The following is a 15,620-nucleotide window of genomic DNA, read 5'->3' on the forward strand; positions in this document are numbered from 1 at the left end:
GATGCACGGGTGCGATGCTCGAGCGTGAAATCAAAGCACGAAGCCTGAGCCCCAAGCCCGCGCCGACTCCCCACGCGCGGGCTCCCCCACCTCCACTCCCTCAACGCTGCATCGACTCCCAAACCTTATGCAGACGCTTGACCGAAACCGGCATCGGCGTGCGCAGCTCCTGCGCAAACAGCGACACCCGCAGTTCCTCGAGCAGCCAGCGGAACTCCACCAGCCGCGCATCCATCACCCCGCCGCGCTGCGCCAGCGCGCGCTGATAATGCTGCAGCAAAGGCTGAATCTCGGCCATCTGCCGTGCGTCGCGTGCCGAATCGGCTTTCAGCTTGTCGATCCGCAAGCCGATCGCCTTCAGGTAACGCGGAAAATGTGCCAACTGCACATACGGCGTATCGACGATAAAGCGCTTGCCGATCAACGCATCGAGCTGGTTCTGCAAATCCGCGTATGCCGCGGCGAACGGCTTCGCCTGCGCCAGCTTCTTCTGCAGCGCCGCGTACTCGGTCAGAATCAGTCCCACCAGCCGCGCGATCTCCTGCGCAAGCAGCGTCAAACGGCTGCGCCCCTCGTCGCGGCGCGCGTGGAAACTGGCGTCGTCGTCGGGCAGCGGAGATTGCAGGCAGGCGCGATCGAGCGTCATGTCGATCAGTTGATCGCGCAGTTCCTCCTGCGTCGCGCGTGCCATGAACTGCATCGACATTTCACGCAAACCCGGCAGGTTCTTCTCGAGATAGCGGATCGGCTCGCGCAATTGCAGCGCGAACAGCCGTCGCAAGCCCGCGCGATGGATCCGCGCGGCTTCGTCCGGCGAATCGAATACTTCGACGTCGCAGTGCGCGCCGCGGTCGACCAGCGCGGGGTAACCGAACAGCGTCTGGCCACGTCGGCGGATTTCGAGCAACTCGGGCAACTTGCCGAAATTCCATGTCGTCAGGTTTTCATACAGCGCGGTACCGGCTGCGCCACCCGCGCTGCTCGCACCGCCCGCGCCCTGCGACGCGGTTTGCGGCGCTGCCGCTGCATGGCGCGACCCGGTCGGCGCAGCCGCCGACGCGCCACGGCCGCCGCTCGCACCACCACCACCTGCGGCCCCAGCCGCAGCACCGCCCGCCGCCCGCCCATCGCCGCCACGCGCCAGCGCATCGCCAGTCTGATCGACCAGCGTCGCACTCGCCGCGATCTTCTGAAACTGCTGCTGCGCCTCGCCGCCCAGCTCCGCACGCAGTTGCGCGAGGTTGCGGCCCATCGCCAGCTGCCGGCCGTGCTCGTCGATCACCTTGAAGTTCATAAACAGGTGCGCCGGCAGCGTCTCGAGCTTGAAGTCCGCCTGCTTCAGCGCGACCTGCGTCTCGCCGCGCACGTCGGCGATCAGCGCGTCGACCAGGCCGCCCGCACCGAAGCGCGGTCCGCCGTTGCGCTCCGCGAAGCCCGCCGCGTATTGCGGCAATGGCACGCAATGCCGGCGCAGCTTTTGCGGCAGCGACTTCAGCAGCAATTGCGCCTTCTCCTTCAGCATGCCCGGCACCAGCCATTCCACGCGCCGCGCATCGACCTGGTTCAGCGCGTACAGCGGCACGGCCAGCGTCACGCCGTCGCGCGGCGAACCGGGCTCGAAGTGATAGGTCAGCCCCATCTCGACGCCGGCCATGGTCGCCCGCTTTGGAAACAGATCGGTCGTCACGCCGGCCGCTTCGTGCCGCATCAGGTCGTCGCGCGACAGATACAACAGGCGCAGCTTGTCTTCCGGCTGGCCGCCCTGCTTCAGCTCGTCGCGATACCAGCGCTCGAACGCCGCACCGGAGTAGATACCTTGAGGAATCGCTTCGTCGTAAAAACCAAAAATCAGCTCATCGTCGACCAGCACATCCTGGCGGCGCGACTTGTGTTCCAGCTGCTCGATCTCGGCGAGCAGCTTGCGGTTGTGCGCGAAGAACGCCAGCTTCGTGTCGAACTCGCCTTCAACCAGCGCGCCGCGAATGAACAGCTCGCGCGCCCGCGCCGGATCCTGCCGGCCGAACGCGACGCGCCGCCGCTGATAGATCGTCAGCCCATAAAGCATCGCGCGCTCGAACGCGCTGACCTGCGCCGCGCGCTTTTCCCAATGCGGCTCCGACAGCGATTTCTTCAGCAAATGCGAGCCGACCCGCTCGACCCACTCCGGCTCGATCTTCGCGATGCCTCGCGCGTAGAGCCGGCTGGTTTCGACCAGTTCCCCCGCCATCACCCAGCGCCCGGCTTTCTTCACGAGCGGCGAGCCCGGCCACAGATAAAATTTGATGCCGCGCGCGCCGAGATAATGCGGCTCGTCATCCGCCTTCATGCCGAGATTGCCGAGCAGACCGGTCAGCAGCGCGAGATGGATCTGCTCGAAGGTCGCTTCGCTTTCGTTGAGCCGCCAGCCGTGCTCGCGCACCACCGTCAACAGTTGCGAATGCACGTCGCGCCATTCGCGCAGCCGCAGCTGCGACAGGAAATTCTCGCGGCACGCATCGCCCAACTGCCGGTTCGACTTCTTGTGCTCGATCGCTTCGTCGAACCACGCCCAGATTTTCGGCCACTGCATAAACTCGGAGCGCTCGTCGGCGAACCGGCGGTGCGCCTGGTCGGCCTGCTCCTGCGCTTCGATCGGCCGGTCGCGCGGGTCCTGCACCGACAGCGCGCTCGCGATGATCAGCACTTCGCGCAGCGCCTGCTGGTCGCGCGCGGCGAGAATCATGCGGCCAATGCGCGGATCGAGCGGCAGGCGCGCGAGTTCGCGGCCAAGCGGCGTCAGCGCGTTGTCGTCGTCGACGGCGCCGAGTTCGTTCAGCAACTGGTAACCATCGGCGATCGCGCGGCCCGGCGGCGGCTCGATGAACGGGAACGTTTCGATCGCCGTCAGGTGCAGCGACTTCATCCGCAGAATCACGGCGGCCAGCGACGAACGCAGGATTTCCGGGTCGGTGAAGCGCACCCGCGCCGCGAAATCGGTCTCCTCGTAGAGACGGATACAGATGCCGTCGGCCACGCGCCCGCACCGCCCGGCGCGCTGGTTCGCCGCCGCCTGCGAAATCGACTCGACCTGCAGTTGCTCGACCTTGTTGCGATACGAATAGCGCTTCACGCGCGCCAGACCTGTGTCGACCACGTAGCGGATGCCGGGCACCGTCAGCGAAGTCTCGGCGACGTTGGTCGCCAGCACGATGCGCCGCGCGTTCGACGGCCGGAACACGCGCTCCTGCTCCGCCGCGGAAAGCCGCGCGAACAGCGGCAGGATTTCAGTGTGCGGCGGATGGTGTTTGCGCAGCGCCTCCGCCGCATCGCGGATTTCGCGCTCGCCGGGCAGGAATACCAGCACGTCGCCGGGGCCTTCGCGGCACAGTTCGTCGGCCGCGTCGACAATCGCGTCGATCAGGTCGCGGTCGGTCTCGCGCTGCGACTTGGCGCGCTCGCGCAGCGGCGTGCCTTGCGCGGACTTCACCGCGGCGCTCTCTTCGGCCACCGGGCGGTAGCGCAGCTCGACCGGATATAGCCGGCCGCTGACCTCGATGACCGGCGCCGGCTTGTCGTCGCTGCCGAAATGGCGCGCGAAACGTTCGGCATCGATCGTCGCGGAAGTCACGATCAGCTTCAGGTCCGGACGCTTCGGCAGGATCTCTTTTAGATAGCCGAGCAGAAAATCGATGTTCAGGCTGCGCTCGTGCGCCTCGTCGATGATCAGCGTGTCGTAGGCCTTCAGCAACGGATCGGTCTGCGTCTCGGCGAGCAGGATACCGTCGGTCATCAGCTTGACCGACGCGCCGGGCGCGAGATTGTCGGTGAAGCGCACCTTATAGCCGACCACCTCGCCGAACGGCGTGCCGAGCTCTTCGGCGATGCGCCGGCCGGTGGCCGACGCCGCGATACGGCGCGGCTGCGTGTGGCCGATCAGCCCGCTGCCGCCCGCGCCGAGGCCGCGGCCGAGCGTCAGACAGATTTTCGGCAGCTGGGTGGTTTTACCGGAGCCGGTTTCGCCGCTGACGATCACCACTTGATGGCCGGCGATCGCACGCGCGATTTCGTCGCGCCGGCCCGACACGGGCAGCGCTTCGGGAAACGTGATCGGCGGAATCGGGTTGGGTGCGACGACGCGCGGCACTCGTGGTGGGCGCGGCGGACGCGGCGAAGCGCCCGCCTCGTTGCGCGCTTCACCTTGAGCACGCTCGGCCTTCGCCTCATTGCGCGCTGCGCCGTGCGCCGGCGCAGCGTTGGCCGGAGCGTCCGCAGCACGCTGCGCGGGCGCACCGTCGCGGTGCTGCGGCTTGCGTTGCCCGTCGTTCTGCCGGCCGCGTGGCGCAGATGCGCCGCGGGTCTCGTCGCCGCGCGCGGCGGAGCTACGCTCGCCATGCTGATGCTGATGCTGATGCTGATGCTGATGCTGATGCTGATGCTGATGCTGATGCTGATGCTGATGCGTCTGCGCGGTCTGGCGCTCGCCACCGCGCTGATGCGTCTGCGCACCCTGCCGCTCGTCACCGCGCTGCTGCGTCTGCGCACCCTGCCGCTCGCCACCGCGCTGCTGCGTCTGCGCGGCCCGTCGCTCGCCGTCGTGCGGCTGCGTGCCCGGTGTGGGCGCATGGCTTGCCCCGCGCTCGTTGCGCACCGGCGCCGCGCCAGCGGGACGGCCTTGCGCAGCCGCAGAATCAGGCGCCGGCGCAGGCCCGGACACGTTGCGTAACGCGCGCGCCGCGCCGCCCTCTTCAGGTGCAACACCATGCGCCGCGCCGCCGCGCGTCTCGGCATTCTGTTCACGCTCGCTTGCGGGCGTCGTTTTCACGTCAGAACCAGCAGGTCTTTTGGGTACATTCGACATGGGGGCGCATTATAATCCCGGGCATGAATTCTCAAACCGACCTCGTCCCCGCCTCCGCGAGCTCGCCGGCCCCGACCGGTGGCGCGATCGCCAGTCCCGACCAGCATGCGCAATTTGTCGACTGGATGCGATCGGTCGCGCCGTACATCCACAAGTTCTACAACAAGATCTTTGTCGTCGGTTTCGGCGGCGAGGTCGTGCATCAGGGCCTGCTTAACGCACTGGTGTCCGACATCGCGCTGTTGCAGGCAATGGGCATCCAGATCGTGCTGGTGCACGGCTCGCGCCCGCAGGTCGAAGAACAGATGAGCCTGCACGGCGTGCAATCCGAATTTTCGCAAGGCATGCGCATCACCGATGCCCGCGCGCTCGAGTCCGCCAAAGAAGCCGCCGGCGAAGTGCGTCTCGACATCGAGGCCGCGATCAGCCAGGGTCTGCCGAACACACCGATGGCGCACGCACACATCAGCGTCGTGTCCGGCAACTTCGTCACCGCGCGGCCGGTCGGCATTCTCGATGGCGTCGATTTCCAGCATACCGGCGTGGTGCGCAAGATCGATGCCGAGTCGATCCGCCATTCGCTCGCGAGCCGCAAGCTTGTGCTGCTGTCGCCGCTTGGCTTTTCGCCCACCGGCGAGGCGTTCAATCTCGCGATGGAAGACGTCGCGTCGGCCGCCGCGATCGCGCTGCGCGCCGACAAACTGGTGTTCCTGACCGAAACCGAAGGCTTGTACCAGGATGGCGACCTGATCCGCGAGCTGTCGCTCGACGACGCCTACCGGCTGCAGGAAAGCGGCGAGGTGCAGGGCGACGCGGCCTTCTACCTGAAGCATTCGATCCGCGCGTGCCGTGGCGGCGTGACGCGGGCGCACATCATCCCGTATTCGCTCGACGGCAGCCTGCTGCTCGAGCTGTTCCTGCACGACGGCGTCGGCACGATGATCTCGTACGAGAACCTCGAGAGCCTGCGCGAAGCAACGCCGGACGACGTCGGCGGCATCCTGACGCTAATTGAACCGCTCGAGAGCGACGGCACGCTGGTGCGGCGCGGCCGCCATCAGATCGAGCGCGACATCGACCATTTCTCGGTGATCGAGCACGATGGCGTACTGTTCGGCTGCGCGGCGCTATATGCGTACCCGCAGGAGCGCATCGGCGAAATGGCGTGCCTGACGGTGTCGCCGGAAGCACAGGGCGTGGGCGACGGCGAACGGCTGTTGCGCCGCATCGAGCAGCGCTCGCGCGCCCGCGGGCTGAACCGCATTTTCGTGCTCACCACGCGCACCGAACACTGGTTCCTGAAGCGCGGCTTCGTCAAGGTCAGCGTCGACGACCTGCCCGAAGACCGCCGCCGCCTTTATAACTGGCAGCGCAAGTCGCTCGTGCTGATGAAACAGCTGTAAGCGCACCGCAGCGCACTGCCCCACATCGATTACAGGAGAAGCAAAGCATGGCTCGCATGGTTCAATGCACGAAACTCGGCAAGGAAGCCGAAGGCCTCGATTTCCCGCCGCTGCCGGGCGAACTCGGCAAGCGGATTTATGAAGGTGTATCGAAGGAAGCCTGGCAGGCATGGCTCAAGCAGCAGACGATGCTGATCAACGAGAACCGCCTGAATATGGCCGACCCGCGCGCGCGCCAGTATCTGATGAAGCAGACCGAGAAGTTCTTCTTCGGCGAAGGCGCCGATCAGGCTCAGGGCTACGTGCCGCCGTCGCAGGGCTAGGAACCGGGGCCGGGAAGCGGGCGCATGGCGATGGCGCCACGGGAATTGCCCACCTCACCCTGACCCCTCGTACCTCATCGCAGAACATCGATCCGCGCATTTTTGCGCGGATTTTTTTTCGATATTTTTCGGCCGCGGCAATGTTTGCACGCCATTTTCCGGGCTACCCCGAAAACCGCTGTCTGCCCCGTCCCACAAGGGAGACAGCCTCCGCCAGCTGTCGCGCATAACGACAGGCGGGAACGCGGTTTGCGCGAACCTCGGCCATCGTGCTATCATGTTCATCGTTTTAACAGTAATTCACCTTCATTTTCGCGGCCTGGTTAAGAATCGGCCGTAACCGCGTGTGCGTGGTTGTCAATCTCGCGCCCGGTTTCACCGGTACGTACCGGCCAGTTGTTCAACAAGAAGGCTCGCGCAGCACCGGCCTTTTTCGTTTCAGCTTCTCAACGGCGCATCGCAATTCGCCGCACCGCCGCGCGCTTCGAGCACGCGGTTCGTGCCAGTTGCCAGCACCATCCTGCATCTGCCCCCCAGCAAGGCCAAGCGGATGCAACCCTGCAGCAGTACCTGAACAAGTGCACTTTCGCGACGACCTGCGCGATGCACCGGCGTTTCTTTTTACGCCTGTGCAGGCCTAACCGCCCAAGCCGGCCGTCGACGAAACCGCACTTCCCCAGCACCCGTGGCTTAACGCTCATGCGTTCGGCCGCCGTCATTGGAGATTTTTACCTTGACCGCTTCCAGCAACGGCTTCTGGCGAAATAACGATAACGAAAAGCGTCTCTCGTTCGACGACATCACGATCGTCGACAACAGCCTCCTCAAACGCGCCGTCGGCGCCATGGCCCTCGGTAATGCGATGGAATGGTTCGACTTCGGCGTGTACAGCTACATCGCCGTCACGCTCGGCAAAGTGTTCTTTCCGTCGAGCAGCCCCTCCGCACAGCTGATCGCCACCTTCGGCACCTTCGCCGCGGCATTTCTGGTGCGGCCGATCGGCGGCATGGTGTTCGGGCCGCTAGGCGACCGGATCGGCCGCCAGCGCGTGCTCGCGATGACGATGATCATGATGGCGGTCGGCACCTTCGCGATCGGCCTGATTCCGAGTTATGGGTCGATCGGCATGCTCGCGCCGGTGCTGCTGCTGGTCGCGCGCCTCGTGCAGGGCTTCTCGACCGGCGGAGAATACGGCGGCGCCGCGACCTTCATCGCGGAATTCTCGACCGACCGCCGGCGCGGCTTTATGGGCAGCTTCCTCGAGTTCGGCACCCTGGTCGGCTATATCCTCGGTGCGGGCACGGTAGCTGTGCTGACCGCGACGCTGTCGCAGGATCAGCTGCTGTCGTGGGGCTGGCGTGTGCCGTTCATGATCGCCGGGCCGCTCGGTCTGGTCGGGCTGTACATCCGGATGAAGCTGGAGGAAACGCCTGCGTTCAAACGCGAGGCCGAAGCCCGCGAAGCTGAGGACAAGGCGCGCCCCAAACAGACGTTGCGCGAGTTGTTCGTGCAGCAATGGAAGCCGTTGCTGCTGTGCGTCGGCCTCGTGCTGATCTTCAACGTGACCGACTACATGGCGCTGTCGTATCTGCCGAGCTATCTGTCGGCGACGCTCCACTTCAACGAAACGCACGGCCTGTTCCTCGTGCTGCTCGTGATGGTGCTGATGATGCCGATGACGCTGTTCGCCGGACGCCTGTCCGATGCGATCGGCCGCAAGCCGGTGATGCTGGCGGGCTGCGTAGGCCTGTTCCTGCTGTCGATTCCGGCGCTGCTGCTGATCCGCATGGGTACGGTACTGCCGGTGTTCGGCGGGCTGCTGATTCTCGGCGCGCTGCTGTCGACCTTCACCGGCGTGATGCCTTCGGCACTGCCGGCGCTGTTTCCGACCCGGATCCGTTATGGCGCGCTGGCGATCGGCTTTAACGTGTCGGTGTCGCTGTTCGGCGGCACGACGCCGCTGGTCGCCGCGTGGCTGGTCGAGCGTAGCGGCAACCTGATGATGCCGGCGTATTACCTGATGGGTGCTTCGCTGATCGGTATCGTGTCGGTGCTCGCGCTGCGCGAAACCGCGAAGAAGCCGCTGCTCGGGTCTGCACCGTGCGTGGCGACGCGTGCGGAAGCGCATGCGGTACTGCGCGGCCAGCGTGAAGCGGAGGAACTCGACGACGCGTACGTAGCGACGGCTGCGGTACGGGCTTGATGTTCAGCGCGGGATAACGGCGCGCATCGCGCTGCACCGGCGCCCGGCTATGCGAGCGGGCGCAAGGTGCTGGCGAGATGGATTGGAAATGGAACGGGGCAGTCTGCGCAGCACGCGCGACTGCCCCGTTTTTTTGTTCGCCGCCACGCGCCGTGCTTCAATCCGGCGCGTACTTGAATTCAGGCAGCGCTTCCAGCGACGTCTTCGTTGCGTCCGGCAGCAGGACCTCCTTATTGCTGATCTGCAGGCTGCTGAACGGCACCGCGACGTAATGCTTGCCCATACCGAGAAAACCGCCTACCGACAGAATCGCGAACGCATTGCGCTCGGCAGGCGACAGGATCAGATCGTCGATGGTGCCGATGCGCTCCTTATCGCGGTTATAAACCGTCGCTCCACTTAGCTTCGATGCGCGAAAGCCTGCGCCCATCTGCACTACGTCGACACGACGTTCGGTGACCGACTGGGCTGCGCCCTGCGCAAATGCGTCGCCTGCGCCGCCTGTCACGGCCGTTGCCATGACACACGCAAGAATCACCTTTACTGGCCGCTGGATCATGGTTCCTCCCTGATGCGCCCAACCCGGCGCAAATGATCAATGAACCGGCGGACCGCACACCCGTTCGGCGCGGGCAGCGATTTTCGATGCCGCCTTTTTACCTTGATGGATAGCAAGGCACGTGCCGCGGCGAGCGCGTGAGAGAACGCGTAGCACGAGTGGCACACAACATGGACGCACACAGCTCAAGGCACGAGCGTATGAACCGTCGCGCGCGCGGCGCCGTCTTCGATCAGCAACAACCCGGCCGAGATCGGCAGCGTGAACCGACGTGGCCCCGCACTGCCCGGATTGACGAACAACACGCCATCGCGCTCGTCGATGCGCGGCTTATGCGAATGCCCGGTGACCACCACCCGCACACCGTCGCGCGGCAGATTCGCCGGCACGTCGGCAATACCGTGCACGACGAAGATCTTCACGCCCTGCACCGTGAGCGTGGTATGCACCGGCAAAGCGGCAGCCCATGCGCCGCCGTCGTTATTGCCGCGCACGGCGGTGACCGGCGCGATTTTGCGCAGCGCCTCGAGCACGCCGGGCTCGCAGATATCGCCCGCATGCACGATCGCATCGCAACCGGACAGATGCGCAAGCGCCTCAGGCCGCACCAGGTTGTGCGTATCCGAAATCAGGCCGATGCGTGCGGTGGACGATTTCATCGATGTCATGGCGTGAACGCCTCGTTACTCGCTGATCAGATGTTTCTGCACTGCGGCTGATTATCGGCGATCAGGTTCGGCGTTGTCGAGATCGGCCGAATGGTAGATGGTCAGCCACACGCTCGGCGTGTCAGGATCTGTCCATGCAACGCGATGACGGCGATGCGCATCGATCAACACATAGTCGCCGGGGTGCATTTCGTGATGTATCGCAACATGTTCGAACTCCAGCCGGGCCGCGCCCGACAGCAGCACGACCCATTCGGCGCGCGGGCTGTCGTACCAGAAGTCTATCGGGCTGGCATGGCCCATCGAAACGATGCGCTCGACGGTCAACTCGCCGCGTGCGACGAGCACATCGACGTGCTCTTCCACACCATGTTTGACGGCGCTGTAAAGGTTACCGAAACGGCCGGACAATGCGTTCAACAGCAACCTCGTTCAGACGAGCGGTTTGAGGCCATCGAGCAGCGTCGGCACCAGCTCGCTGATCGTCGGGTGAATATGCATCGCGTATTGCAGTGTCGGATACGGCGCGCGTGCCGTCATGATGTCGATGAAGGTGTGAATCGCCTCGTCCCCTTCGACACCGAGTATCGTCGCACCGAGAATCTGCTTCGTTTGCGCATCGACCAGTGCCTTCATGAAGCCGTCGGTTTCGCCACGCTCGCGTGCGCGGCCCACGCGCGTCATCGGCATCGTCGCAATCAGCGCCGCGCGGCCGGACGCGCGCACTTCGCTTTCCGACATGCCGACGCGCGCAAACGGCGGATCGACGAACACCGCGTACGCCATGATGCGTTCGTCGGCGCTGCGCGAGCCACCGTCGAGCAGATTGGCCGCGACGATCTGGAAATCGTCGTACGAGGTATGCGTGAACGCGCCACGCCCGTTGATATCGCCGATCGCCCAGACGTTCGGCGCGTGGGTGCGCAACTGCCCGTCCACCGGAATCATGCCGTGCCGGTCCGTTTCGATGCCTGCGAGGTCGAGCCCGAGATCATCGGTATTCGGCCGGCGGCCGGTCGCGAACAGCAGATGCGATGCGTCGATGCCCGCGCCCTGCGCAACCGCGATGCGCACGCCGTCGTCCGGCAGCGGCTCGACACGCACGGGCTCGGTGTTGAGGCGAAATTCGACACCCTCGCGCGCAAGCACCTTCTGCACTTCTTTCGCGAAGTCCGCGTCTTCGCGTGCGAGCACGCGCTCACCGCGCACCAGTACGGTCACGCGGCTGCCGAAGCGGCGAAAGATCTGCGCGAACTCGAGCGCGATATAACTGCCGCCGACAATCGCCAGATGCTCAGGCAGGTCGGTCAGATCGAGCAACGACGAATTGGTGTAGTAGCGAATGCGCTCGAGACCATCGAGCTGCGGAATGACCGGGCGCGTGCCGGTGTTCAGAAACACTTCGTCGGCTTCGAGTTCGGTATTGACTGCGCCGCTATCGCGATCGTGAATCGCGAACCTGCGCGGCGCGGTAAAGCGCGCATGGCCGGTGAATACGCTGACGTTGTCGGTACCGCGCAGCCACTTTTCGACACCGGTGCGCGACTGCCCGATGATGACGTCCTTGCGCGCCTTCACCTTTGCGAGATCGACGCTGATCGCGCCGCTCACCTGCACGCCATATTCGGCCGCATGGCGCGCAACGTGCGCGGTGCGCGCGCTGGCGACATAGGCCTTAGTCGGTGTGCAGCCGACGTTCACGCAGGTGCCGCCGAACAGTTCGCGCTCGACGATCGCAGTCTTGCGGCCACTTTGGCCGAGGCGCACGGCAAGGGGCGAACCGCCTTGTCCCGTACCGATCACGATTGCGTCGAAATGCTGGTGAGGCATGGCGGGTCTCCGGAACGTGGTGGCGGATCCGGGACATCTTACCCTTCGCCGATGCATGCGGCAGACGAGCGGAGCAAAGCGGCATGAGACGGCATGAGACAGTGGGACAGCACTGGGCCGGCAACGCCGCCCAAACGAAAACCGGGCGCTCGTGGCGCCCGGATTCTCTGCTGATTGCCGGCGGTAGCCGGACTGACAATTGCAAAAACTACGGATGATTCAATGCAAACCCTGCGCGGACGAACAATGCATGTGACAAATCAGTTCACGCGAGCGCTGCAGTGCGGCGCGTGCGCCATTCGCCGCAACAACGGCGCCGACCTGGCCCAGATTGAAATCGGTCGACACCATCAGTTGCATCAGCGACAGCATCGGCAGCACCACCGCAGGGTGGTACAGCTGACGTTCGATCAATGCTTTCATGATGGTTCCCAAAAGAGGCGCGGCGCTGTGGTGAAGCAGCGCCGCGCATGACTATTCGATGGGATGGATTGTACGGATCGGGCTGGCCCGGATAAATGCCCAAAAAACGAAGTCACTTGTCGCGTGCCGATAACAATCGGCGCGCGATTGTCGCAGCGGTGCAGTCGAACTGCCACATCGGCACATCGAACTGGTGTAGCGCCGCGCGCGCGATCGTGCCGTCAAGGGCAAGCACCGTTGCGGCGCCGCGCGAAGTCACTCCAGCGGTGTCGCGACGAATTCCGGCAAGGCTTCCGCGCGTGCCGAAAAAGCGACCAGCGCCGGATAGCGCGCGGGATCCACGACACCCGGCAGCATGTACTGCGTGAAGCGCCATGCAATCGCAACCGTGATGTCGGGTTGCATCACGCGTTCGCCGAGCAGCCAGCTGGTGCTGCGCGGAGCAGCCAGCGCGGCTTCCAGTTGACCATACGCACCGTGCAATTGCTGCTGTACGCGTTCAAGCCACGGTTCATGGCGCTTTTCCGCCGGCCGCAGCAGGGTTTCGTATACGTCATGCATGGTCTTCTCGCATGCGGCGAGCGCGAAGCCGATCAGATGCAGCGCCTTTACCTGGGCGCCAGGGTCCTGCGGCATCAAGCGTCGCTCCGGCGCCGCCATGCGTTCGAGATATTCGAGAATCAGCGACGAGTCGATCAGGGTCGTGCCGTCGTCCATCACGAGCGTCGGCGCCTTGATGGCTGGATTGATCCGCGCAAATTCGTCGAAGTGACGAAATACCGATAACGCGCGATGCTCGTATGGAATGCCGTATGTCGCGAGCGAAATCGCGACACGACGCACAAACGGCGAATCGAGCATACCGATCAATTGCATTTTTTGATGCTCCGTCGAAAGTGATTCTTTGGGAGCGCGCATGGGTGCGCGATGGAGCAGGTACTTTACAACGTGGCGCCCCTGCCCCGCCCTAGGGATTTGATATTGCCTCTTGACCGCGGTCTCATCGAATCCGCGAGACGGTGGCCACGGCGCAGAAGCGGGCGGCAATTATTGTGTGCAGTAACCGCGGCCTAAAGTCCTCGCGGCCCATGCCGTCATCCTTGGCATGGACATGGACGAATATCCCGAAATTGAGCCCGGCGCGTCTGCGTATTACGCAGCGATGGCGCTCGAGCATGCCGTGCGCGCCATTCGCAAGGCGCGAGGCAAGAAAAATCCCGAAGACTGCGTGGCCCGCTCGCCGGAGTGGGCCGCTGTAGAAGAGGATTTTCTGAACGACCTCGCGCGGGCTTGCAGAAGCGACCCGAGTGAGGGCATCAATTGACTTCAGGTCGTTTCAGCAGAGTCTGGGAAATGCCGGAAGGACCCTGGTGCCGGGGACCGGACCCGTTTAAATTCTCTGAGCCTTTACTGGTAAGGCTTCTCTCTCAGCATCCTTAAACCGATGCCCCCACAAATGCCCCCGGACTTTTCCCGTGAAAAACCGGACTTCGAACCGGAAAGGCGCAGTGGGTCTGAGAGAGCGCCATGTTACCCAGTTTTGCCACACTCCTTCTGGCTGCCGAGTTGCCCGTCGCTTGGCTGCTCATTCTATGGCCCTGGCGCAGTCAACGGTCCGCCGCATTGCCGCTGCTAGCGTGGTGTCTCGTTCCGATCGGAAACGTCGGTGCAGCTTGCGGCATTAAGACGCTCCTGATTCTCGTCGGGATGCTGTCTGGGCAGCTATACACGCTACTAATAGCGGGACTTTTCGCGGCTCAAGCGATACTGCTGTTTGTCGCGGCGAGCAAACCGCCGCCAGCCACCGCACCAAGCAATGCGGCCGGTACGCAACGTGAATAGCGTGGTCTGCCGCCTGATCGCGAGCTACCGGGCCCGCACGCGCTGAATACCCTCTCCGCGCGCACCGCGCTCACTCGCCGTCAGGAATCACCGCATCATCGCCAATCGTCGACGTGAGCGCGTTGTCGCAGTGGCCCGGGTTGATCCAGTTCAGGAAGCCGCACAGTACGCAGCCCCACGTGCGGCCGGCTGCCTTGGCCTTCGCCGCGCGCTCCGAAATAGTCTCGTTCGGGCTGCCGCCGGCCAGCGTATTTCCAGCCTGATCGAGCAGGATCAGCCAGTTCATCAGGTAACGCCCGATCGCGATCATTGCTGGCTCCCGGCAGGGGTGCTCTGCGCGAGAAGCTCGGTCTTCCGGTCGCTGCCGGCGCTTGAGCCGAAGTAGTACGCCACAACTGCCGACCATGACGCGCCGAGCGCGCCGAGCATAAGCATCAGGGCGTCGTGCGCTTCTTTCTGGATCGGGTAGAACATCATCAGGCCAAGACAGCCGAAGAAGCCGAGCGTGACGAATACCGCAAGGAATGGCGCGGTAACGCTTTTCGTGCTGATCTGCATCTGGCGCGCGCTGGCTCGATCCTGCACCGCTAGACTTGCGAGCGTCTCGGTATCCTTGAAGCCGGCCTGAGCCATAGCCAGCGCATAGTCCTGGTCGGCTTTACGGATGGCGGCCAGTTGTTCAGGCGTTGCGCCACTGATCGCTGCGGCAAGCGCGCTTTGCCGATCATCGTCCGATGCATTCGGCGCTGGCGTGAGGCCGAACACGCCTTCCAGCGCGGTAACTGCGCCCCCGGCGAGCGGGCCGCCGATGGCAGTGGCGATGGTAGGCGCAAGCGTCTTGATAACGTTCAATGCTGATGTCCACGCGCTCAAGATGCGCTCCTTTCGAGATTGTCTGCTGCCCGGTTAGCCCATCCTCGGCCGAAGGTTGACCAGTCCTTAAGTGATGTCCAGTATCGAATGCGGTAAGAGACAAACCGGGCGATGATCCGCATCGGATCAGCGGCGCGTACCGCAGCAACCGTCTCGTCGCCAATGTCCCCGTCCACCTCTACATTCGCAGCCTGCTGGAGCCACTGCGCAGGATGGCCGCCGTTATAGGCGGCATCGAACACCTGAAATCCGACGCGCGGGTCGAACTGGTCACAGCGGTATGGGTCCCAATAGCCCTTTTTCGCGATCTGTTTGGCAGTCTCGAGCGGCAGATCTTTCATTGCTCCCGTGTAGCCATTTGATCGAGCGACGCGCGCCGTGACACCCCACATCGTTTCGCCACCGGGATCGGCAGGGTTGTTCGAATAGCCGCCCTCATTGCCGATCAGGGCGGTGAATGCGTCGTCAAATGAGCTCACGATTTCTCCCGAAAGAACCGGCGCCATCCCCAGAACAACTGCGACGCGATCAGGATCGCCGTCAGGATGGTGACGAAGTGCGCGAGGCTCGGATCGGTGAGCCAGAGCCACCACGAACTCGCGATGCCACCCGCGCTTGTTGCAGCGTTCGTGGTGGTCGAGACGATTTCCTTATGCATG

The 15,620-nt window shown here is 64.1% G+C and carries 17 protein-coding genes; 6 read left to right on the plus strand and 11 right to left on the minus strand.

All coding sequences use genetic code 11. From position 1 onward, the window contains the following. Positions 1-100: 100 nt before the first annotated feature. Positions 101-4,123: an ATP-dependent RNA helicase HrpA gene (gene hrpA / locus ACYVNQ_RS10705; protein WP_460902455.1), complete on the minus strand. Its 4,023-nt coding sequence runs from the start codon at positions 4,121-4,123 to the stop codon at positions 101-103. A 54-nt stretch (positions 4,124-4,177) separates the two neighbouring features. On the opposite strand from hrpA, the gene ACYVNQ_RS10710 reads away from it, so the two are divergent. From ACYVNQ_RS10710 to proP, 5 genes are all read left to right on the plus strand, one after another. Beyond that, complete coding sequence (locus tag ACYVNQ_RS10710) at positions 4,178-4,702, plus strand: hypothetical protein (RefSeq protein WP_460902456.1); 525 nt, start codon at positions 4,178-4,180, stop codon at positions 4,700-4,702. Between the two features lie 158 nt (positions 4,703-4,860). After that, positions 4,861-6,240, plus strand: coding sequence for an amino-acid N-acetyltransferase (gene argA / locus ACYVNQ_RS10715; protein WP_460902457.1), 1,380 nt, complete (start codon positions 4,861-4,863; stop codon positions 6,238-6,240). A gap of 47 nt (positions 6,241-6,287) precedes the next feature. Then, positions 6,288-6,563 (plus strand): oxidative damage protection protein, encoded by a 276-nt coding sequence (locus ACYVNQ_RS10720; protein ID WP_460902458.1) that lies wholly within the window; start codon positions 6,288-6,290, stop codon positions 6,561-6,563. A 396-nt stretch (positions 6,564-6,959) separates the two neighbouring features. Beyond that, entirely contained in the window at positions 6,960-7,331 is a 372-nt protein-coding gene (locus tag ACYVNQ_RS10725) for a hypothetical protein (RefSeq protein ID WP_460902459.1), read from the plus strand. Continuing rightward, positions 7,297-8,766, plus strand: coding sequence for a glycine betaine/L-proline transporter ProP (gene proP, locus ACYVNQ_RS10730; RefSeq protein ID WP_460902460.1), 1,470 nt, complete (start codon positions 7,297-7,299; stop codon positions 8,764-8,766). The genes ACYVNQ_RS10725 and proP overlap by 35 nt, the downstream gene beginning before the upstream one ends. Before the next feature lie 157 nt (positions 8,767-8,923). Here proP and ACYVNQ_RS10735 read toward each other — a convergent pair whose 3' ends face one another. The 6 genes from ACYVNQ_RS10735 to ACYVNQ_RS10760 all read right to left on the minus strand — a co-directional run bounded on the left by ACYVNQ_RS10735 (position 8,924) and on the right by ACYVNQ_RS10760 (position 13,122). Further along, a complete protein-coding gene (locus ACYVNQ_RS10735; RefSeq protein ID WP_460902691.1) occupies positions 8,924-9,286 on the minus strand; it encodes a PRC-barrel domain-containing protein in 363 nt (120 codons plus the stop codon). A gap of 224 nt (positions 9,287-9,510) precedes the next feature. Next, a complete protein-coding gene (locus ACYVNQ_RS10740) occupies positions 9,511-9,993 on the minus strand; it encodes a metallophosphoesterase family protein (protein ID WP_460902461.1) in 483 nt (160 codons plus the stop codon). 51 nt (positions 9,994-10,044) lie between these two features. After that, on the minus strand, positions 10,045-10,404 hold the full coding sequence (locus ACYVNQ_RS10745) for a cupin domain-containing protein (protein ID WP_460902692.1): 360 nt from the start codon (positions 10,402-10,404) through the stop codon (positions 10,045-10,047). Between the two features lie 21 nt (positions 10,405-10,425). Continuing rightward, positions 10,426-11,823: an FAD-containing oxidoreductase gene (locus ACYVNQ_RS10750; protein ID WP_460902462.1), complete on the minus strand. Its 1,398-nt coding sequence runs from the start codon at positions 11,821-11,823 to the stop codon at positions 10,426-10,428. A gap of 219 nt (positions 11,824-12,042) precedes the next feature. Then, positions 12,043-12,246, minus strand: a complete 204-nt coding sequence (locus ACYVNQ_RS10755; RefSeq protein ID WP_460902463.1) for a hypothetical protein — start codon at positions 12,244-12,246, stop codon at positions 12,043-12,045. Positions 12,247-12,501: 255 nt separating this feature from the next. Further along, positions 12,502-13,122, minus strand: coding sequence for a glutathione S-transferase family protein (locus ACYVNQ_RS10760; protein WP_460902464.1), 621 nt, complete (start codon positions 13,120-13,122; stop codon positions 12,502-12,504). Positions 13,123-13,351: 229 nt separating this feature from the next. On the opposite strand from ACYVNQ_RS10760, the gene ACYVNQ_RS10765 reads away from it, so the two are divergent. Then, positions 13,352-13,570 (plus strand): hypothetical protein, encoded by a 219-nt coding sequence (locus ACYVNQ_RS10765; RefSeq protein ID WP_460902465.1) that lies wholly within the window; start codon positions 13,352-13,354, stop codon positions 13,568-13,570. 588 nt (positions 13,571-14,158) lie between these two features. Here ACYVNQ_RS10765 and ACYVNQ_RS10770 read toward each other — a convergent pair. The 4 genes from ACYVNQ_RS10770 to ACYVNQ_RS10785 are packed head-to-tail and all read right to left on the minus strand — an operon-like array spanning position 14,159 to position 15,619. After that, the gene (locus tag ACYVNQ_RS10770; protein ID WP_460902466.1) at positions 14,159-14,398 is read right to left on the minus strand and encodes a hypothetical protein; all 240 of its coding nucleotides are present in this window, start codon (positions 14,396-14,398) and stop codon (positions 14,159-14,161) included. Continuing rightward, entirely contained in the window at positions 14,395-14,961 is a 567-nt protein-coding gene (locus ACYVNQ_RS10775) for a hypothetical protein (RefSeq protein WP_460902467.1), read from the minus strand. Before ACYVNQ_RS10775 ends, ACYVNQ_RS10770 begins: the two co-directional genes overlap by 4 nt. Beyond that, entirely contained in the window at positions 14,958-15,440 is a 483-nt protein-coding gene (locus ACYVNQ_RS10780; protein ID WP_460902468.1) for a glycoside hydrolase family 108 protein, read from the minus strand. The genes ACYVNQ_RS10775 and ACYVNQ_RS10780 overlap by 4 nt, the downstream gene beginning before the upstream one ends. Then, the gene (locus ACYVNQ_RS10785) at positions 15,437-15,619 is read right to left on the minus strand and encodes a hypothetical protein (protein WP_460902469.1); all 183 of its coding nucleotides are present in this window, start codon (positions 15,617-15,619) and stop codon (positions 15,437-15,439) included. The genes ACYVNQ_RS10780 and ACYVNQ_RS10785 overlap by 4 nt, the downstream gene beginning before the upstream one ends. Between the last annotated feature and the right edge of the window lies 1 nt (position 15,620).

The organism is Paraburkholderia jirisanensis, assembly GCF_054782355.1.